The following is a 19,362-nucleotide window of genomic DNA, read 5'->3' on the forward strand; positions in this document are numbered from 1 at the left end:
TGATGTGGCGATAATTCTGGGCGTTGATCCGGGGTCACGAATTACCGGTTACGGCGTCATTCGGGCAGATGGTCGACACATCGAGTACATCGACAGTGGTTGTATCCGGGTGGGCGAGAAGCCCATGGCTGAACGCCTTCAGACCATATTCCAGAGCCTTGCCACCCTGATCGGAGAGTATCGGCCGGAAGAATTTGCCATCGAGCAGGTGTTCATGGCCCGCAATCCTGACTCGGCTCTGAAGCTCGGTCAGGCCCGCGGCGCGGCCATCGTCAGTGCCGCCAACAGTGGCTTGGCGGTTCATGAATACTCGGCGAGGCAGGTAAAGCAGGCGGTGGTCGGCAAGGGCGGCGCTGACAAATCCCAGGTTCAGCACATGGTTCAGGTGTTGCTTTCGCTTTCACGCAAACCCCAGGCAGACGCGGCCGATGCGCTCGCCATCGCCATGTGCCATGCCCACATGAGTCAGAGTATCCTGCGGGTGGCCAGTGGCGCGGGAAAAGTCCGAAGCGGTCGTGTGCGACAACAATAAACCGCTCCCAGGAGCGACAGGAGATTCAGCTTGATTGGTCGTATCCGAGGTATTCTGGTCGAAAAGGCTCCGGGCCAGGCGCTGGTTGAGTGCGCGGGCCTGGGCTATGAAGTCGACATCCCCTATACCACCTTCTTTCATCTGCCGGAGACCGGCGATGAAGTCACCCTGCACACCCATTTTGCCGTCCGAGAAGACGCCCAGAGCCTCTACGGCTTTGCTTCCAGCCTGGACCGGGACCTCTTCCGCCTGCTGATCAAGGTCAATGGGGTTGGCCCTAAGCTGGCCGTTGGCATTCTTTCCGGATTGGACGCACAGCAGTTCATTCGCTGCGTTGAGAATCGTGACTCCGCCTCACTGGTCAAGCTCCCCGGCGTTGGCAAGAAGACAGCAGAACGGCTTCTTATTGAAATGGCGGACCGGATAGGGCAACTTGAAGGTCAATTTGTGCCAACGTCGCCCGAGGCGACAGGCGTGGGGCAGCCGGGCGGACAAGGCCCCGCTGGCGGGCCGGCGGCCACTGAAGAGGCGGAAGCCGCACTGATCTCTTTGGGTTACAAGCCCCAGGAGGCTGCCAAGGCCATCAGCAAAGTGGCCGAGGAGGGGATGAGTAGTGAAACGCTCATCCGTCTGGCCCTGCGAAACATGATTCCGGCCTGATCGTCAGAACCTGTCGCGAACCTGTAGAGAGCGTAACGTGACACCTGCTAACCCCTTTGTACAATTGGGGCTGCGCTGGAATAGCGGGCAAACGTGAGGCACGATGTTGATTCCCACACTATGGGTGATGCCATGATCGAATCCGACCGGTTGATCTCGGCCCGGGCCGGTGAATATGAGGAAGTACAGGACAGGGCCATTCGCCCGACCCTGCTGGCCGAATATGTTGGCCAGCCCACGGTCCGTGAGCAGATGGATATTTTCATATCCGCGGCCCGGGGTCGTCAGGAAGCGCTGGACCACGTTCTGATCTTTGGCCCGCCCGGTCTGGGCAAAACAACCCTTGCCAATATCATCGCCAATGAGATGGGCGTATCCATCAAGACAACGTCTGGTCCAGTGCTTGAAAAAGCCGGCGATCTGGCCGCCATGCTGACTAATCTCGAAGAAGGTGACGTTCTCTTCATTGACGAGATCCACCGTCTCAGCGCGGCAGTGGAAGAAGTGCTGTATCCGGCGATGGAAGATTACCAGCTCGACATCATGATCGGTGAGGGCCCGGCCGCCCGCTCCATCAAGCTGGACCTGCCGCCGTTCACCCTCGTCGGGGCGACCACCCGGGCAGGCTTGCTGACTTCGCCGCTGCGTGACCGCTTCGGCATCGTGCAGCGGCTGGAGTTCTATAACACCGAAGATCTTACCAGCATCATTCTGCGCTCCGCGCGATTGTCTTCGGTAGCCGTCGATGAGGCAGGCGCGTTCGAAATTGCCCGCCGGTCCCGGGGTACCCCGCGTATCGCCAATCGCCTGTTGCGCCGTGTCCGCGATTTTGCGGAAGTCCGCTCAGACGGTCGTATAACCTCTGATATCGCCGATCAGGCACTGAACATGCTGAAAGTGGATAACCAGGGTTTCGATCACATGGATCGGCGCCTGCTGCTGGCCATGATCGAGAAATTCGACGGTGGCCCTGTTGGGGTCGAGAGCCTTGCTGCCGCGATCAGTGAAGAGCGCGGCACCATTGAGGATGTGCTTGAGCCCTTCCTGATCCAGCAGGGTTATATGGTCCGGACTCCCAGAGGGCGGATGGTGACCTCCAACGCCTATCAGCATTTCGGCGTGATTCCGCCGAAGTCGGGCAGGGAGGACGATCTTTTTGGTTGAACAGGCGCCAGAGGGAAGGTTCGAACTGCCGATTCGGGTCTATATCGAGGACACCGACGCTGGTGGCATCGTATTTCATGCCAAATATCTCCATTACATGGAGCGGGCCCGAACCGAATGGGTGCGCAGTTGCGGCGTTGGCCTCAGGGCGGGGCTGGCGGACAATATCAGTTATGTAGTGCAGCGGCTGACCATTCATTATGCGGTACCGGCCAAGCTTGATGACGAACTGCTGGTTACTGCGGAACCCGTGGCTTTTGGTAGAGTCTGGATGGATTTCCGTCAGCGTGTGATGCGGGCCGAAGACCGAAAGTTGCTGAGTGACAGTGATGTGCGGGTAGCCTGCGTAGCGCTTGATTCCGGTCGTCCCCGCCGGTTACCGACGAATATGCAGGAATTGCTGGCCAGGAATGTCCAGCCCACCGAAACGATAAACAGAACGAGCCAGGAGTAAGAAGTGGATTCAGAACTTTCAGTCTGGTACCTCATTGCCAATGCCGGTGTCTTGGTTCAGCTGGTCATGCTTTTGCTGGCCCTGGCGTCAATCATGTCCTGGGCCTTGATTTTCCAGCGCCTGCAGGTGTTCCGGAAGGCCAAGAGGGCGCAATTGGCGTTCGAGGAGCGTTTCTGGTCAGGCATGGATCTGGGGCAGTTGTACCGGGAGGTGAACGCCGATCCAACACCGTTTTCCGGCATGGAATCCCTGTTCCGGGCCGGTTTCAAGGAGTTTTCCCGGTTGCGCCAGCAAAGCCGGGATGCCGATGCGGTCATGGAAGGTACCCAGCGCGCAATGCGGGTGGCCTTTTCCCGGGAGCACGAGCGGCTGGAGGCCAGCCTGCCTTTTCTGGCGACGGTCGGCTCCACCAGCCCTTATGTGGGTCTGTTTGGTACCGTCTGGGGCATCATGAACTCGTTCCGGGGGCTGGCACAGGTTCAGCAGGCGACACTGGCGACGGTGGCGCCCGGCATCTCCGAGGCCCTCATCGCAACCGCCATGGGTCTGTTCGCCGCAATACCGGCGGTTATTGCCTATAACCGTTTTTCCGCCATGTCCGATGCCCTGTTGAAGAACTACGAAACCTTTGCGGATGAGTTTTCCAGCATCCTCCATCGCCGCGTCCATCAGAGCGACAAGGGCGCCGCATGATGTGGTTGGTAATTAGAGGCAGGAATCAGCCCTGGAGCACAGTTCTATGAAAGGCATGGGAATGATGCCGGAAAACCGGCGCAAGCCAATGTCGGAGATCAACGTGGTTCCGTACATTGATGTAATGCTGGTGCTGCTGATCATCTTCATGGTAACCGCCCCGATGCTGACGCAAGGGGTGAAGGTTGATCTGCCCCAGACCACTTCCGATCCTATTCAGTCTGACAAGGATGTTGAGTCCATCATTGTTTCGGTTGATGCAAATGGAGCGTACTACGTCGAGATCGGAGAGGAAGGTAGTGACCCCATGACGCTGTCCGACCTGCGTGCCCAGGTTTCCAAGATCCTCTCGCAACGGGCCTCCAGTGAGATTCTGGTTCGCGGCGATGAGAATGTTACTTACGGCACAGTGGTTCGGTTGATGGCCGAGTTGCAGGGTGCCGGGGCGAGCAGTATCGGCCTGATCACCGAATCACCGCGGGACGACAATTGATAGTGTTGCGGGCAGGAGTGTTGTGAGAGATCACCAGCGCGAAGTAACCACAACAGGCGTGCCACCATGGAAATCACCGGTGGCGCTCTCGGTCACGTTGCACCTGTTGATTCTGGGCATTGCGCTTGCGGGTTGGTCTTGGACCAGCACCGATCATGAGCCGCCACCCAGGAGCATATCGGCCCGGCTGATTACCCAGCAGGAGCCGGAACCGAGCCCGGTGGTAGAGCCGGTCGATCAGCAAAAGCGGGACGAAGAACGCCGGGCCGAAGAGCAGCGTCGCAAGGAAGAAGCTGAACGACAGAGGCAGGAAGAAGAAGCCCGTCGCATTGCAGAGCAGAAGCGACAGGAAGAACAAAAACGGCTCCAGCAGCAGAAAGAGCAGGAGCGACAGGAAGCAGAGGCGAAAGAACGCGAAGCCCGGAAAGCCCGTGAAGCGGAGTCTGCCCGTCAAAAGGCGGAAGCGGAAGCCAAGGAGCGGGCCAGGCAGAAAGCTGAGGAAGAAAAACGCCGTCAGGAAGAGGCAAAACGAAAAGCCGAAGAAGAGAAGCGGCGCCAGGAAGAGCAGCAGAAGCGGGAAGAGGCCGAACGAAAGCGCCAGGAGGAACTGGCTCGCCAGGAAGCTGAGCGCAAGCGCCTCGAGGCAGAGCGCAAGCTCCGGGAACAGCAGCTTGAAGCCCAGGCGGAGGCGGCTCAGAGGGCCCGGGAAGAGGAAGCCCGTCGCCAGAGAGAGGCGGCCGCTGCGAAAGCGCGAGAAGCCCAGATGCTGTCGGAGAGTGAGAAGTACCAGGCTCTGATCCGTGAGCGTTTGAGCCAAGCGTGGTATCCGCCCAGTTCGGCTACTGAAGAGATGACCGCGCGGCTCCAGATTACGCTGTTACCGACGGGTGAGCTTGCCGGGGTGCGGCTGGTCAGTAGCAGCGGGAATACAGCGTTCGATAACTCCGCTCTGGGGGCGGTGCGTTCCCTGAGTCGTTACCCGATACCCAATGATCGGGATACCTTTGAACGGTATTTCCGACAGTTTACGATTGAATTCAACCCACGCCGGTTGAGATAAGGATGCGGATAACACCATGACACATCGGATTTGGCACAAACCGTCCAGAACGCTTCTTGCCGCCACGGCACTGATCTTTTTCGCGGTTTCGGCAGCCCGGGCTGAGCTGTTGATCCGGATTACTGAAGGCGCGGATTCGGCCATTCCTGTTGCAGTGGTGCCTTTCGCCGAGTCTGGACAGATGCCCGCTGGCGACAAGGTCAGCAGCATTGTTCAGGCGGATCTGACCATGACGGGCGAATTCCGGACTCTGCCTCCCGAGAAGATGCTGAGCCTGCCATCCAGGCGGGAGGAAGTGTATTTCCGGGACTGGCGCCTGCTGGGCCAGCGCTATGTCCTTGTGGGGGCCCTCAGCCGAAGTGGTGACCGTGTTCAGGCCCGGTATGAGTTGTTCGATGTAAACCGCGAGGAACGGATTCTCGGTGAAACTGCGGCGGCACCTGCCTCCAATATGCGCTCGCTCGCTCACCACATCAGCGACAAGGTATATGAGGCCATCACAGGCGTGCCGGGTGCCTTCTCAACAAAGCTTGCCTATATCACGCTTGATACCGCCAACGGCAAACCCCGTTACCGACTGCAGGTCAGTGACGTGGACGGCAAGCGCGCCAGAATCCGTCTTGAAAGCCAGGAACCCATCCTGTCACCGGCATGGTCGCCAGACGGGGAAAAGCTGGCCTATGTGTCGTTCGAAACAGGGAAACCGGTGATTTTTGTTCATGAGCTTGCAACCGGCAATCGCACCAAAGTGGCCGACTTTCAGGGGCTCAACTCGGCGCCGGCCTGGTCCGACGATGGCCGATCGTTGTTGATGACCCTCTCGAAAGACGGAAATGCCGAGATCTACCGGATGAACCTGGATACCCGGCAGTTGACCAAGCTTACGAACCACTGGGCTATTGATACCGAGCCGAGCTATGACGCCACTGGCAAGGGCATTTTCTTTACGTCGGACCGGTCCGGAGGTCCGCAGATTTACCACATGGATACACCGGGTGCGGAGCCTCGTCGTATCACCTTCGGCAGCCGTTACAACGCTCGGCCAAGGCCCGACAATGACGGTAACTATGTGTATTACGTTCACCAGCGCGATCGGGCATTTCACATTGCCCGTACCGAACTGAAAACCGGGGAGGAAACGATCCTAACCCGCACCGAGTCTGATGAGTCTCCCAGTGTTGCGCCCAATGGCCGGATGCTGATCTACGCTACCCGGCAGAATGGCAGCAACGTGCTCACGGTTATTTCCGCGGATGGTGGAGCAGCGTACAGCTTGCCGGCATCCGAAGGCGATGTTCGTGAGCCCGCCTGGGGACCTTTGGTTCGCTGACTCCCGGAGCTTTCCGGTGTTGGCCATTGTTCAAGCAATAACGTCACTCAACTGAAAGGAAGAAAACATGAATTTTTCAGCTCAATCAAAAGCGTTCGCACTGTTGTTGTCCGTCGGTCTGGTAGCGGGCTGTAGCTCTACCGGTGGTACCTCCGAAGAAGGCGGCGAGTATGGTTCCGATGTGGCTGCTGTAGACCAGGAAGGTGGATCCACTGTTTACGGAGGTGACGACCAGGGCGGTGTTTCTTCTTCAGCCATGACCGAAGAAGAGCGTATGGAAGCTCGCAAGCAGGCCGAACAACAGGCCCTGCGTGAAATCACCACCTTCTACTTTGATTTCGATACGGCTGAAATCAAGCAGGAAGCCCGCGATGTCCTGGTGGCACATGCCCGTTTCCTCGCCAACAACCCGGGTCAGAACGTCCGCATTGAGGGTCACGCCGACGAGCGCGGTACCAAGGAATACAACCTGGCCCTTGGCGAGCGTCGTGCTAACGCCGTTCAGCGTTTCCTGATTGTAAACGGTGCTTCACGTGGCCAGCTCGAGACCGTAAGCTATGGCGAAGAGAAGCCGGCCGTGATGGGTTCCAGCGAGAGCGCCTGGGCCCAGAATCGTCGTGTAGAACTCGTATTTGAGTAATCACACAGGAACGACCATGAGAAAAATCCTCATGGCGACAGTGGTGCTTCCGCTTGCCCTCGGGCAGGCGGGAGTGGCCCTGGCGCAATCAGCCCAGGACAGTCAGCGTAACGCCAACAGCAGTCAGGCGACGTCGGAACTGTTCTACATGATCCAGCAGCTTCAGGGTGAAGTCAGACGGCTCCAGGGCGAAGTGGAGGAGCAGCGGCACCTGATTAACCGCCTGCAGCAGCAAGGGCGCGACCGTTATATCGATCTGGATCAGCGTATTCTGGATCTCTCGGAAAAGGTCGCATCACAGCCGGCTCCCGAAGCCAGCGAAGGTGGTGGCTCTGCTGCCTCAGGCCAAGCCCGGGAGGCCAGGGTATACCGCCAACCCGATGCGGAAGAACGAAAGGCCTACGAGCAGATCCAGGACCTGATTCGTAATCAGAAAAAATACGATGAGGCCATTAGTCGGATATACGAATTTATAGATGAATATCCGGAAGGTGATCTGACGGTCAACGCCTATTACTGGCTCGGTGAGGTCTATCTGGTCAAGCCGCAGCTCGAACAGGCAAAACAGGCGTTTACGATTGTCGCTACCCGTTTTGCCGACCATCGCAAGGCTCCGGATGCGGTCTATAAGCTGGGCGTAACTCATGATCGCCTGGGCGAAAAGGAGCAGGCTCGGCGCAGCATGCAAACTGTGATTGATGATTACCCGTCCAGCAGTGCTGCTGACCTCGCACGGAAGTTTCTCGAGTCCCAGAACGGCTGATTGTCTGGCGCGGCAAAAATGTTGAGAAACCTGAGAAAAAGGGGTTGATCAACGGCCAAAAATCATTACTATATGCGCCTCGTTTGGGTCGTTAGCTCAGTTGGTAGAGCAGTTGGCTTTTAACCAATTGGTCGAAGGTTCGAATCCTTCACGACCCACCAAACACGAAATACCGGGTGGGCTGAGTCATTCGGTATAGATTGAGGTCAAGGCTTCGGTCGCCAGTTACGGGTCGTTAGCTCAGTTGGTAGAGCAGTTGGCTTTTAACCAATTGGTCGAAGGTTCGAATCCTTCACGACCCACCAAATAACAGAAGCCTGCGGGTTTTTGTGAAAAAAGAGCCTCCGGGCTCTTTTTTTTTGCGTATACGTTCCTACCTAGGTAAACAGGGAACAGGCAAAGCGATCACAAGTGTATGATCGCACTGTTTCAGAAACATTAAGCCTGGGGCATGAATGTTATAATGTCCGGGTTCACGCAATACAGAGACGCAGTAATGACTTACGCTGAAGACCGTATCCTTGTTCAAGAGCACCTGGCGCATGCTGCCGAGCCGAAGCCGCTCAGTGCGGACGAAAAGTCCGACCTGGAGGCTCGTATAAAATCGGCTCTGAAGGAGCAGGATGCGGTGCTTGTGGCTCACTATTACACCGATCCCGATATCCAGCGGCTTGCCGAGGAAACCGGTGGCTGTGTTGCGGACTCCCTCGAGATGGCCCGTTTTGGCAACCAACATTCGGCCTCCACAATCGTTGTTGCCGGCGTGAGGTTCATGGGCGAAACCGCCAAGATCCTGAATCCTGAAAAGCGCGTTCTGATGCCAACGCTTGAGGCGACCTGTTCCCTGGATGTGGGCTGTCCTGCCGATGAGTTCGCCGAGTTTTGTGACCAGCACCCGGATCGCACGGTCGTGGTCTACGCCAATACGTCTGCGGCTGTGAAGGCGAGGGCGGACTGGGTGGTTACCTCAAGCTGTGCCCAGGCTATTGTTGAAGATCTGGATGCCCGCGGCGAAAAAATCCTCTGGGCGCCGGATAAGCACCTCGGGCACTACGTCCAGAAAACGACGGGTGCTGATATGCTGCTCTGGGACGGTTCCTGCATCGTTCATGAGGAATTCAAATCCCGCGGGCTGGAGGATCTGAAGGCCCTTTATCCGGACGCGGCGGTACTGGTCCACCCGGAATCGCCCGATGCCGTTGTTGAGATGGCGGATGTTGTGGGTTCAACCTCGCAGCTGATTCATGCTGTCCAGACCATGCCTAACGAAAAGTTCATCGTTGCCACTGACAACGGCATTTTTTACAAGATGCAGCAACTGGCTCCGAACAAAACGCTGATTGAAGCGCCCACCGCAGGCAATGGAGCTACCTGTCGTAGCTGCGCCCATTGCCCCTGGATGGCGATGAACGGCCTTCAGAATCTGCTACAGGTACTGGAGCGGGGTGATCAGGAAGTGTTTGTGGATCCGGAACTGAGAGAGAAAGCGCTGCAGCCTCTGCAGCGCATGTTGGATTTTACCGCCAACATGAATCTCAAGGCTGCTGGCAACGCCTGATCAGCTGTTGGCCCTGGCGTGCAGGCGGCTGGTGATTTCTGCCAGCCGCTCGGTCACAATCTGCCTCTGTGGCGCCCCGGCCGGCAACTTCTCCTGAGCCTGCCTTAGCTGACGCTGGGCAGACTCCAGATCGCCCATCAGAACATCGTACTCTGCCCGGGCACGATGCACGCCCACAATATTCCTTGCCATGCCCTCCGCCTCGGCCAGTTTCAGCCAGAGATGCTCCTGTCCCGGTAGCTGACGGGTCAGCTGTTTGAGATGCTCCGCCGCAGCGGCGCCATTACCATCGGCTATTTCCGTGAGGGCGAGGGTGTGGGTGATTGGATAGTTCCCCGGATTCCTCGCCAGTGCGTCTTTCAGAATGGATCGAGCCTCGTCCACACGATCTTGTGCAAGCCTGACCTCTGCGAGGGTTACCTGGAAGGTGATTCGGCCCGGATTCGTGGCCAGCAGATCGTTCAGTATATCCACTGCCTTCTCGTATTGCCGGTCCTCGAGGTAGGCCACGGACAAGCCATACCGGATGGCTTCGTTTCTCTGGGCATCCGGCCGATCGAGGTAGGCTTCAAAGGTTTCGACGGCTACGTCGGGGGAGGGCGCGTAATGCACTTGCAGCCGGCTGCGCATCAGATGGTATTCCTGGCCGTCCCGGATGTTTTCATCTGGATACTGTTCGGCACGATTCCGGGTGTCGGCCACGCGGCTCTGGGTTAACGGGTGCGTAGACAGATACTCTGGCAGTCGATTTCCCTGCATGCGGTTCTGGCGCATCATGATTTCAAACATTTCCGGCATGCCACGAGGGTCCATCCCGGCGCTGGCCAGAATGTCCAGACCGACCCGGTCGGCTTCCTGTTCGTGGGAGCGGCTGTAGGCGAGCATGTTCTGGGCGGCCAGGGCCTGGGTCCCGGCAATGGCGGCAAAACCGATGTCAGACTGGGTGACCGCCGACAGGACAATGCCGGCAATCATACCGGCGAGTGTGAGCGGAGCGCTGGTTTCCTGCTGCTCCATGCGCCGTGCAAAATGCCGCTGGCTGAGGTGAGCAAGTTCGTGGGCGAGAACGGACGCAAATTGTTGCTCGGTCGCAGCATTGAGAAACAGACCGCCGTTAACGCCTACAATGCCACCGGGCACCGCAAATGCGTTGATAGCAGGACTGTCGATCAATGCCAGGGTCAGGTCCCGATTCTGGAGTGGGGCCGAGGGCACCAGGCGATAGGTAATGGCGCTGAGGTAGTCATACACCAGGGGGTCGCTGATCCTCGGCGCGGATCGGCGGATAGATACCATTACCTGCTGGCCAATATCCGATTCCTGCTGGCCCGCGATCAGGCCCCCACCGGAACCGCCAATGCTCGGCAGCCTGCTCTCCTGAGCGTGGCCCGGCATTGAAAAAAGCAGCAGGGCCAGCAGGGCGGTGATGGCCATGGCCGGTAGCGTTCGGGATCTGGGTTGGATAGCAATCATGTAAAGCCGGGTGCCTGTGGTCTGAATCGCCGGTTTGACAGCGGTTTGCGATAAAAAGTTCTGATCCTCTGGTTAACGAGGATTGTGATGCAATACATTATCACTGTCGGCATAATGCCTGCTTGTTAAATCCGCTTATTATTTTGTGATGGTGTATCGCTAGTATGGTTGATCGAACGCTTGATGCCTCAGGGTTGCGCTGCCCGATGCCGCTGCTGAAGACAAAGCTGGAACTGAACAGCATGGCGCCCGGTGAAGAACTCGAGGTGATTGCTACAGACGCAGGTTCTGCCCGGGATATTCCAGCCTTTCTGCAGATGTCCGATCACAAGTTGATGAGCAGTTCTGAAACCGCCGGGCAGTACCGGTTTGTGATAAAGTGCGGCGGTTAAGATTTCGGAGCTGTAAATGATCAGGACATTACGCGGTCTCGCGCACAAATACTTCTCGGATGAAGAAGCGGTCATCCTGTTCCTGATACTGGTGACAGGAACCATTTTTGTTATCTGGTTCGGTGCCATGCTTGCGCCGGCCATTGCCTCGCTGATTGTGGCCTTTATTCTGCAGGGTCTGGTCACCAAGCTCAACAAGCTGGGCGTGCCGGAGACGGTTTCCATTATTGGGGTTTTCCTGGTTTTCCTCGGCGTGCTTGTTGGCTTCCTGTTTGGCCTGCTTCCGCTGATCTGGACGCAGTTGAGCAACCTGGCCGGCGAGGCGCCACGCATTATCCGGGAGCTGCAATCCTATCTTGAGCTGCTGCCACAGCAGTATCCCCACCTGATTTCCGGAGAAGCTGTCAGCACCGTTTACAGCCAGGTGAGTACGGAAGTGGGGCACATGACCCAATGGCTGGTGTCGTTCTCGCTGTCCAGTATTCCAGATCTCGTGGCGTTGCTGATCTACATGGTGCTGGTGCCTATCCTGGTGTTCTTTTTCCTGAAGGACAGGGAGGTGCTGCTCAACTCAATCGCCCGGCTGCTGCCACCCCAGCGCCCGATGATGCTGCAGATCTGGCACGAGGTGAACCTCCAGTGCGCCAACTACGTGCGCGGCAAAGCCGTCGAGATCCTGATTGTGGGCGGCGCCACCTACATTGCCTTCAAGCTGCTGGGCATGCCTTACGCTGCGCTGCTCTCGCTGTTGGTGGGGCTGAGTGTAGTGATTCCCTACATTGGCGCGGCCGTCGTTACCATCCCTGTTGCGGTGATTGCCCTGTTCGCCTTCGGCTGGGGCAGCCAGTTCATCTGGGTGATGGTCATCTACGGTGTCATTCAGGCGCTTGACGGCAATGTTCTGGTGCCCATTCTGTTCTCGGAGGTGAACAATCTGCACCCGGTGGCCATTATCGTCGCGGTGCTGTTCTTCGGGGGAATCTGGGGCTTGTGGGGTGTTTTCTTCGCAATTCCACTGGCTACCATGCTCAAGGCGGTGTTTGCTGCCTGGCCAGTGAAGGAGTCGGCGCCGCCGGCGGAACCCGGAAGCGCCTGACAGGCGCTTAAAGTGCCTTGACAGCCTCTAGCACCTCGTCGGCGTGGCCTTTCACTTTGACGCCGCGCCATTCAGCCCGCAGCACGCCATCCTTGTCGATCAGGAAGGTGCTCCGGTCAACGCCCATGTACTCCTTCCCGTAAAGCTTTTTCAGCTTGATCACGTCGAAGAGGGTGCACAGGGCCTCGTCCTTGTCTGAAATCAGGTGAAAGGGAAACTCATGCTTGGCCCGGAAATTCTCATGGGCTTTCAGGCCGTCCCTTGATACGCCGAGAATCACCGTATCAAGCTCCTCAAACTGCTTCATCCGGTCCCGGAAGTCCTGTCCCTCAGTAGTACAGCCAGGGGTGTTGTCTTTCGGATAGAAATAAATCACCACGTTCTGACCTTTCAGATCGTCCAGGCGAACAGTCTGGTCTCCGGTAGCGGGTGCTTCAAAATCCGGTACGGGTTTGTTTAACTCAACGGATGGCATGACATCTCCTTTAATTCCCTTGTGTCAGTTCGTGCCCAACATTACCATATCGGTTTTATTCGGACGGAGCTTTTATGATTACGGGTAGCCTTGTCGCACTGGTCACGCCCATGCATCCAAACGGTGACATCCACTGGGAGGATCTGGACAAGCTGGTAGACTTTCATATTGAAAACGGCACACACGGCATCGTTGCTGTGGGCACCACCGGCGAATCCGCAACGCTCGACCCGGAAGAGCATTGCCAGACCATTGGCCACATCATCAAACGTGTTAATGGTCGCATCCCGGTTATTGCGGGCACCGGCGGCAACAGCACCCGTGAGGCCATTGAACTGACGGCCGAGGCCCATAAGCTTGGCGCAGATGCCTGCCTGCTCGTTGTTCCCTACTACAACAAGCCGACCCAGGAAGGCCTGTATCAGCACTTCAAGGCGATTGCCGAAGCCGTCCCCGGCATGAACCAGATGCTGTACAACGTGCCCGGCAGGACAGCGTGCGACATGCTGAACGAGACCGTGCTCCGGCTTGCCGATATTCCGAATATCGTGGGCATCAAAGACGCCACCGGCAACATTCCCCGGGGTGCCGAACTGATTGAAGCGCTGGACGGCCGTCTGGCTGTCTATTCAGGTGATGACGCAACGGCAGCGGAACTGATGCTGGCCGGTGCCAAGGGCAACGTGTCCGTCACCGCGAACGTCGCCCCGAAGGCAATGTCCCAGCTGTGCGAAGCCGCTGTTGCCGGAAATCGTGAAGAAACCGAGCGTTTGAACGAACTGCTCATGCCTCTTAACCGGAAGCTGTTCCTCGAAGCGAATCCTATCCCGGTGAAATGGGCGCTCCATCATATGGGAATGATTGGGGAAGGCATCCGCCTGCCGCTGACCGTGCTCAGCGAAAAGTTCCATGGCGAAGTGGAAGATGCCCTCAAGGCCTCAGGTGTTCTCTGAGTTTGCTTAAATCATCCCATCACCGGAGTAACCTGATGCAGGTTCTAAAAGGAACCGGTAGTACCCTGATGTTCAAACCCGTTGTTGTCGCATCCGGGCTGTTGCTTCTGGCAGCAGCCTCGGGCTGCAGTCTGGTTGAAGACCGCTCCGAACGCTATGTGAATGCCACGGAAGGAAAACCACTGGAATTGCCGGAGACCGCCGACGATTCCCGTTTCAGTCAGACCATGCCCATCCGTGATGTCCAGCCGGCCGACGCCAGCAAAATGTATCCGTCCGATATTCCGCGTCCGCCGGACATGACATCGGACATCCTTGATGAAAACTACGTTATCGAAGAGCTGGATGGTCGGCTCTGGCTCCTGGTCAACGACGTGCCGGGCAGAATCTGGCCTGCGGTAAACAGCTATCTGTCCGAGCGGGGTCTTGGCGTCGGCTTCGACAGTCCCCAGTTGGGCATCCTGCAGACCGAACTTGCCAATTTCAGCAAGCGTGCCCGAAACCTTGTAGAGCTGTCGGATAACCCATCTGCCGGCGAACAGAAAGTCGTTCTTCAAGTTCGGATGGCTCCCGGTGTGCGACGCAAGACCACAGAGGTGCAGGTACGCCGGCTTGATGTTGAAGGTCAGCCGGATGAGCTGATCCCCTGGACTGGCGTTTCTGATCCCTCCGAGCAGGCTCTGGAATTGCAGAGACGCCTGCTGTCCGATCTGGGTGACTTTCTCCGGGCGCGTGAAGAAACCAAGTCCTTTTCCCGGGCGGCATCCGGGATGGTCAGCGATCCGTTGGTTCGCCTGATCTCGGAAAACGATGAAGCCGTCGCGATCCGCATGGAGCTTGATTATGGTCGTTCCTGGGCGGAAGTAAGTCGGGCACTTACAGATTCCGGCATTCCCGTTGTCGATCTGAACCGCAGTGAAGGCTGGTTCCATGTCGATTTCCGCACCGAAGAAGAGCGGGATCCGGGCTGGTTCAGCTGGTTCAGTGACAAGGACGCACCCCAGCATACCCACACAGTCAGCCTTAGCCAGCAGAGCGACGCCATTGTCATCTCTGCCGAGGACGTTCCGGGTTACACTGGCAGCCGGACGACGCCGGATCTGCTCGAGCAACTGTTCGATTACCTATACTGATTCAGGAAGAGGCCGCCAGAGGCGGCCGCTTTTCGGAGACCCCAATGGAAAAACGCGAAGAACTCTACGCCGGCAAGGCAAAATCCGTCTACCGTACCGACAACCCCGAACGTTTCGTGCTGGTATTCCGTGACGACACATCCGCCTTCGATGGTGAGAAAAAGGAACAGCTCAATCGCAAGGGCATGGTGAACAACAAGTTCAATGCGTTCATCATGGAGAAGCTGGAAGCGGCAGGTGTGCCGACCCATTTTGAAGGGTTGCTGTCGTCCACCGAATCGCTCGTCAAGAAGCTGGATATGATTCCGGTTGAATGCGTGGTTCGCAATGTTTCCGCCGGCAGTCTCTGCCGTCGTCTTGGCGTGGCGGAGGGGCAGGAACTGAATCCGCCCACCTACGAACTGTTCCTCAAGAACGACGCACTCCACGATCCGATGGTCAACGAATCCCTGGCCGTCAGTTTTGGCTGGGCCGCGGCGGATGAGCTGGAGCAGATGAAATCGTTGACCTATCGGGTTAACGACGTGCTCAAGGCCCTGTTTGATGAGGCAGGCATGCTGCTTGTGGATTACAAGCTGGAGTTTGGTCGCTGCGAGGGCAAGATCGTTCTGGGTGACGAATTCAGTCCGGACGGTTGCCGGATCTGGGACAAGGAAACCCGCAGGAAAATGGATAAGGATCGTTTCCGTCAGGGGCTTGGCGAAGTGATCGAAACGTACGAAGAAGTCGGGCGCCGTCTGGGAATCCAGTTCGACTGACTGAAACTGACAACAAATTCAAAAGGTGTGTCATGCGTAAACTGATGCTTGCTGTAGGTGGTTCACTGTTTCTGGTGGCGCCTGTGTCACAGGCAGATGTGGTTGGTCTTGGAGCCAGTGTAAGTTACTGGGATTCGGATCTGTCCGGCCAGGCTGCTGACAACGGTGATGTGGTTGATGTAGAAAATGACCTCAACCTAGACAGCGATTCGAATGCGAATGCGTCCCTGTATCTTGAGCATCCGATTCCGGTGCTTCCCAATGTTCGATTGAACTACACTCTGGTACAGCAGAGTGGTCGTGGCCAGGTAAATGGTAACTTTGGCGGCGTGAATTTTGGTGGCCTTGATGTTCAGTCTGATCTCGATTTGGAGCAACTGGATCTGACTCTTTACTACGAGGTGCTTGATAACTGGGTGAACCTGGATCTTGGCCTTACCGCACGGGATCTGTCCGGAGAGCTTATTGTTAAAGAGGCCTTAACAGGCACGCCTTCGAACGAAACCACGGTCGATGCGGTCATACCCATGGGCTACCTCGCCGCTCGTTTCGACCTGCCACTAACGGGTGTTTCCGTAGGTGCTGAGGGCAACTTCATCAGCTTCGACGGTGACTCTCTGCACGATTTCAACGCCTACGGCCAGTACGAGATCTCATTGATCCAGTTCCGCGCAGGCTATCGTCAGATGTCTATTGATTACGAAGACGGCAATGACCGGCTTGATGTCGAGATAGGCGGACCGTTCGTGAGTGCCGGGGTATCGTTCTGAGACTGGCAGTCTTTTCAGGGAGAGACACGTGAAGATTCTTGTTACCGGAACGGCCGGTTTTATCGGCTCACACCTGGCTCATCGCCTGCTTGATCGGGGCGATGAAGTCATTGGCGTTGATAACGTCAATGATTACTACGATGTGAACCTGAAGGAAGCGCGGCTGAAACGCCTGACCGACAAAGCCGGTTTCACCGAAGTCCGGCAGGATGTGGCTGACCGCGCCGCCATGGAAGCGCTGTTCGCCGAGCATAAACCCGAGCGGGTAGTGCACCTGGCGGCCCAGGCGGGTGTCCGGTATTCCATCGAGAATCCTCACGCCTATGTGGACGCCAACCTCGTTGGTTTCATGAACATCCTTGAAGGGTGCAGGCACAATAAGGTCAAGCACCTGGTCTATGCGTCCAGCAGCTCGGTGTACGGTGCCAACGAGACCATGCCGTTCTCGGTGCACGACAACGTGGATCATCCGCTGAGTCTCTACGCGGCCTCCAAGAAGGCCAACGAGCTCATGGCCCACACGTACAGCCACCTGTATAACCTGCCGACCACAGGCCTGCGGTTTTTTACTGTCTATGGTCCCTGGGGTCGTCCGGATATGGCCTTGTTTATCTTTACCAAAAAGATCCTTGCCGGGGAGCCCATCGACGTCTTCAACCATGGCCACCACCGCCGGGACTTTACCTACATCGACGACATCGTCGAAGGCGTGATCCGGACCCTGGACCATGTCGCCGAACCAAACGGGGAGTGGAGCGGATCAACCCCGGATCCCGGCACCAGCAAGGCGCCTTATCGCCTTTACAACATCGGGAGTAACAACCCGGTTGAGCTATCTCGCTTTATCGAGATTATCGAGGAGCGAGTCGGGAAGAAAGCCCAGAAAAACCTGCTTCCGTTGCAGCCGGGCGACGTGCCGGCCACCTACGCCAATGTTGATGATCTGATCGACGATGTGGGCTATAAGCCAGCTACCCCCGTAGAGGAGGGTATTGCGCGGTTTGTGGACTGGTACCGGGACTTCTACAACGTATAAAAGAGGGCCAGCAACTGCTGGCCCTTCTCGTATCTGGGACTCGACAATGGAGCATTGTAGATGATGGCAGTGTTAAAAAGATGGTTTCTGGTAGCCGCGCTTATCGGCATGGCCGGCTGCACCGCTCTTCCAGAGGGTATTGAGCCAGTCTCCGGTTTTGAGAGTGACCGTTACCTCGGTACCTGGTACGAAATCGCCCGCCTGGACCATTCCTTTGAGCGCGGTCTCACCAATGTTCGCGCGGAATACAGCCGTAACGACGACGGCAGCATCGGGGTAATCAATCGGGGTTATAACGTCGTAAAAGAAACATGGGAGGAAGCTGACGGCCGAGCGGTGTTTGTCGAGGATGAGAGCACAGGCCACCTGAAGGTGTCTTTCTTCGGACCTTTCTACGCCTCTTATGTGGTGTTTGAACTCGACAAGGAACACTATTCATACGCCTTTGTGACGGGATACAACCGTGACTATCTCTGGTTTCTCTCGCGTACCCCCGAGGTCAGTGAGGAGGCGATTGAGGCGTTCAGGAGACGCGCAAAGGCAGAGGGCTTTGATCTGGAAGAGCTGATCATAGTGGAGCAGGGCAAGAATCGTTCGTAGCGATTGAAGTGCCTGAGGATGATGAGCGGGCACAAACAAAGCCAGTTCTTACAGGGAGTAAGCAACTGACTCTTTCGGCAGGAGTGGTAGGACCACCCAGATTCGAACTGGGGACCTCTACCATGTCAAAATCGCGATTTAGGGTACATAAATACCTTAAATTTCATGAAAAAGCGCGAAAGTGCGACGTATTTACCGCACCCAACGTGGCCACACGAAATCAATAACTTAAATACTGTATATTGAGAAGGATAGTTATTGGAATCCGCCGGATTGGTAATTTCAGTTTTAGTATGAGCTGAAGGGCTTGCCGCATCTTCGTTTGGAAGCCGGATTGAAGAGGCTAAATCTGCTATTCACTTAGCTCCGCCTGGAACTTTATTTAGCACCAAGAAAACACCGACTGTCATCACACTTAACCCGGCGAGCCGCCTCAGGCTCAGGGTGAACTTTTGTACGCCCATCAAGCCAAAGTGGTCGATGAGGCTCATTGCGATGAGCTGTCCCAGTAAAACGAAAGCAATTGCATTGGATATGCCGAATCTAGGCGCTACCCAGGTAATTGTCAGAATATAGAAGAGGACAAAGAAGCCTCCGAAGTAGAAGTACACGGGAACATTGGCCCGAAAAATTTTTTCGGGAAAACCCTCCGTGGTGATCAAATAAGAAATTGCCAGAACCAGGGCAACGAAAAAGAGAATCGCAGCGGCCAAGGCCGGGCTCTGAAGTCTCGCGCCGAGTCCGCCGTTAAGCGTTGCCATCACAGGTATTCCGATTCCTGCGACCAACATGAGCAGGGCATAGGCGAATGAACTGTTCATTTTTGATCCTCAGCAAAATTCTAAATTTCTTCAGCACTAACTTGAGGGATGATGATTTCCTCAAGACAGTGGCGAATTTGTGCAGGCATGGGTACAGAGCGATTTTGGTCACGGTCCACGAAAACGTGCACCACTTGACCATGGGCTGCGGCTTCTTCTTCCGATTCTCTGAAAATACCTAACTCATAAGTAACGGAGCTGTTTCCAAGCTTCGAGACCCTGAGACCGACCGAAATTGAATCGGGATATGCAACGGGACGTCGGAATTGGCAGGATGAGCTAACGACATAGCCCACTATGTTGGCCGAATGAATATCGAGGCCACCTTGTTCAATGAGGTATCGATTAATCGTTGAGTCGAAATAGGAGTAATAAGTAACGTTGTTCACGTGTCCGTATACATCGTTGTCCATCCAGCGGGTGTAGACGGGGTAGAAAACCGAGAAGTCCTGTCGATTCACCTTGGCCCTCCAAGAGTATGACTTTAAGCGCCTCGATTCCTGACATC

Annotated in this window: 23 protein-coding genes and 2 tRNA genes; 21 read left to right on the forward strand and 4 right to left on the reverse strand. The window is 56.4% G+C overall.

From position 1 onward, the window contains the following. Nucleotides 1-4 precede the first annotated feature (4 nt). The 13 genes from ruvC to nadA all read left to right on the forward strand — a co-directional run bounded on the left by ruvC (nt 5) and on the right by nadA (nt 9,347). The gene (ruvC, locus tag MDHKLMBL_RS03315) at nt 5-532 is read left to right on the forward strand and encodes a crossover junction endodeoxyribonuclease RuvC (RefSeq protein WP_014577393.1); all 528 of its coding nucleotides are present in this window, start codon (nt 5-7) and stop codon (nt 530-532) included. 30 nt (nt 533-562) lie between these two features. Further along, the gene (gene ruvA, locus MDHKLMBL_RS03320; protein ID WP_104270095.1) at nt 563-1,192 is read left to right on the forward strand and encodes a Holliday junction branch migration protein RuvA; all 630 of its coding nucleotides are present in this window, start codon (nt 563-565) and stop codon (nt 1,190-1,192) included. 132 nt (nt 1,193-1,324) lie between these two features. Continuing rightward, complete coding sequence (ruvB, locus tag MDHKLMBL_RS03325) at nt 1,325-2,356, forward strand: Holliday junction branch migration DNA helicase RuvB (RefSeq protein ID WP_008169131.1); 1,032 nt, start codon at nt 1,325-1,327, stop codon at nt 2,354-2,356. Next, nucleotides 2,349-2,810 carry a YbgC/FadM family acyl-CoA thioesterase gene (locus tag MDHKLMBL_RS03330; protein WP_014577390.1) on the forward strand — a complete coding sequence of 154 codons (462 nt, stop codon included), beginning with the start codon at nt 2,349-2,351 and terminating at the stop codon, nt 2,808-2,810. Before ruvB ends, MDHKLMBL_RS03330 begins: the two co-directional genes overlap by 8 nt. 3 nt (nt 2,811-2,813) lie before the next feature. Continuing rightward, on the forward strand, nt 2,814-3,503 hold the full coding sequence (gene tolQ / locus MDHKLMBL_RS03335; RefSeq protein ID WP_014577389.1) for a protein TolQ: 690 nt from the start codon (nt 2,814-2,816) through the stop codon (nt 3,501-3,503). Nucleotides 3,504-3,549: 46 nt separating this feature from the next. Continuing rightward, nucleotides 3,550-3,996, forward strand: coding sequence for a protein TolR (gene tolR / locus MDHKLMBL_RS03340; protein ID WP_104270096.1), 447 nt, complete (start codon nt 3,550-3,552; stop codon nt 3,994-3,996). Between the two features lie 79 nt (nt 3,997-4,075). After that, nucleotides 4,076-5,056 carry a cell envelope integrity protein TolA gene (tolA, locus tag MDHKLMBL_RS03345; RefSeq protein ID WP_104270097.1) on the forward strand — a complete coding sequence of 327 codons (981 nt, stop codon included), beginning with the start codon at nt 4,076-4,078 and terminating at the stop codon, nt 5,054-5,056. A 16-nt stretch (nt 5,057-5,072) separates the two neighbouring features. Beyond that, nucleotides 5,073-6,386 (forward strand): Tol-Pal system beta propeller repeat protein TolB, encoded by a 1,314-nt coding sequence (gene tolB / locus MDHKLMBL_RS03350; protein ID WP_104270098.1) that lies wholly within the window; start codon nt 5,073-5,075, stop codon nt 6,384-6,386. A gap of 67 nt (nt 6,387-6,453) precedes the next feature. Further along, entirely contained in the window at nt 6,454-7,026 is a 573-nt protein-coding gene (gene pal, locus MDHKLMBL_RS03355) for a peptidoglycan-associated lipoprotein Pal (RefSeq protein ID WP_008169120.1), read from the forward strand. Nucleotides 7,027-7,042: 16 nt separating this feature from the next. Beyond that, nucleotides 7,043-7,789 (forward strand): tol-pal system protein YbgF, encoded by a 747-nt coding sequence (gene ybgF, locus MDHKLMBL_RS03360; protein ID WP_104270099.1) that lies wholly within the window; start codon nt 7,043-7,045, stop codon nt 7,787-7,789. Nucleotides 7,790-7,874: 85 nt separating this feature from the next. Continuing rightward, nucleotides 7,875-7,950, forward strand: a tRNA-Lys gene (locus tag MDHKLMBL_RS03365). Nucleotides 7,951-8,018: 68 nt separating this feature from the next. After that, nucleotides 8,019-8,094: transfer RNA gene (locus tag MDHKLMBL_RS03370), tRNA-Lys, on the forward strand. 191 nt (nt 8,095-8,285) lie between these two features. Next, nucleotides 8,286-9,347, forward strand: coding sequence for a quinolinate synthase NadA (gene nadA / locus MDHKLMBL_RS03375; RefSeq protein ID WP_014577384.1), 1,062 nt, complete (start codon nt 8,286-8,288; stop codon nt 9,345-9,347). Here the strand turns inward: nadA and MDHKLMBL_RS03380 are convergent, their stop codons facing one another. Next, nucleotides 9,348-10,781: a M48 family metalloprotease gene (locus MDHKLMBL_RS03380; protein ID WP_104270144.1), complete on the reverse strand. Its 1,434-nt coding sequence runs from the start codon at nt 10,779-10,781 to the stop codon at nt 9,348-9,350. Nucleotides 10,782-10,984: 203 nt separating this feature from the next. Here MDHKLMBL_RS03380 and MDHKLMBL_RS03385 point away from each other — a divergent pair, with 203 nt between their 5' ends. Continuing rightward, nucleotides 10,985-11,212 carry a sulfurtransferase TusA family protein gene (locus MDHKLMBL_RS03385; protein WP_008169116.1) on the forward strand — a complete coding sequence of 76 codons (228 nt, stop codon included), beginning with the start codon at nt 10,985-10,987 and terminating at the stop codon, nt 11,210-11,212. A gap of 16 nt (nt 11,213-11,228) precedes the next feature. Next, entirely contained in the window at nt 11,229-12,308 is a 1,080-nt protein-coding gene (locus MDHKLMBL_RS03390) for an AI-2E family transporter (protein WP_008169115.1), read from the forward strand. Between the two features lie 7 nt (nt 12,309-12,315). Here MDHKLMBL_RS03390 and MDHKLMBL_RS03395 read toward each other — a convergent pair whose 3' ends face one another. Then, the gene (locus MDHKLMBL_RS03395; RefSeq protein ID WP_053112173.1) at nt 12,316-12,783 is read right to left on the reverse strand and encodes a peroxiredoxin; all 468 of its coding nucleotides are present in this window, start codon (nt 12,781-12,783) and stop codon (nt 12,316-12,318) included. A gap of 74 nt (nt 12,784-12,857) precedes the next feature. On the opposite strand from MDHKLMBL_RS03395, the gene dapA reads away from it, so the two are divergent. From dapA to MDHKLMBL_RS03425, 6 genes are read left to right on the forward strand one after another with little or no spacing between them, the layout of a single operon-like run. After that, complete coding sequence (gene dapA, locus MDHKLMBL_RS03400) at nt 12,858-13,736, forward strand: 4-hydroxy-tetrahydrodipicolinate synthase (protein ID WP_053112172.1); 879 nt, start codon at nt 12,858-12,860, stop codon at nt 13,734-13,736. 35 nt (nt 13,737-13,771) lie between these two features. Continuing rightward, nucleotides 13,772-14,869 carry an NlpB/DapX family lipoprotein gene (gene bamC / locus MDHKLMBL_RS03405; protein WP_104270100.1) on the forward strand — a complete coding sequence of 366 codons (1,098 nt, stop codon included), beginning with the start codon at nt 13,772-13,774 and terminating at the stop codon, nt 14,867-14,869. A gap of 44 nt (nt 14,870-14,913) precedes the next feature. Then, a complete protein-coding gene (gene purC / locus MDHKLMBL_RS03410) occupies nt 14,914-15,627 on the forward strand; it encodes a phosphoribosylaminoimidazolesuccinocarboxamide synthase (protein WP_092029755.1) in 714 nt (237 codons plus the stop codon). Nucleotides 15,628-15,659: 32 nt separating this feature from the next. Then, a complete protein-coding gene (locus MDHKLMBL_RS03415; protein WP_014577378.1) occupies nt 15,660-16,397 on the forward strand; it encodes a TIGR04219 family outer membrane beta-barrel protein in 738 nt (245 codons plus the stop codon). Between the two features lie 28 nt (nt 16,398-16,425). Continuing rightward, nucleotides 16,426-17,433: an NAD-dependent epimerase gene (locus tag MDHKLMBL_RS03420; protein ID WP_104270101.1), complete on the forward strand. Its 1,008-nt coding sequence runs from the start codon at nt 16,426-16,428 to the stop codon at nt 17,431-17,433. Between the two features lie 60 nt (nt 17,434-17,493). Continuing rightward, nucleotides 17,494-18,033 carry a lipocalin family protein gene (locus MDHKLMBL_RS03425; RefSeq protein ID WP_104270102.1) on the forward strand — a complete coding sequence of 180 codons (540 nt, stop codon included), beginning with the start codon at nt 17,494-17,496 and terminating at the stop codon, nt 18,031-18,033. A 356-nt stretch (nt 18,034-18,389) separates the two neighbouring features. Here MDHKLMBL_RS03425 and MDHKLMBL_RS03430 read toward each other — a convergent pair whose 3' ends face one another. Further along, nucleotides 18,390-18,854 carry a DMT family transporter gene (locus MDHKLMBL_RS03430; RefSeq protein ID WP_104270103.1) on the reverse strand — a complete coding sequence of 155 codons (465 nt, stop codon included), beginning with the start codon at nt 18,852-18,854 and terminating at the stop codon, nt 18,390-18,392. 20 nt (nt 18,855-18,874) lie between these two features. Further along, nucleotides 18,875-19,315, reverse strand: a complete 441-nt coding sequence (locus tag MDHKLMBL_RS03435) for an acyl-CoA thioesterase (protein ID WP_115483686.1) — start codon at nt 19,313-19,315, stop codon at nt 18,875-18,877. Between the last annotated feature and the right edge of the window lie 47 nt (nt 19,316-19,362).

This window comes from Marinobacter flavimaris (assembly GCF_002933295.1).
GTDB classification, from domain to species: domain Bacteria; phylum Pseudomonadota; class Gammaproteobacteria; order Pseudomonadales; family Oleiphilaceae; genus Marinobacter; species Marinobacter flavimaris.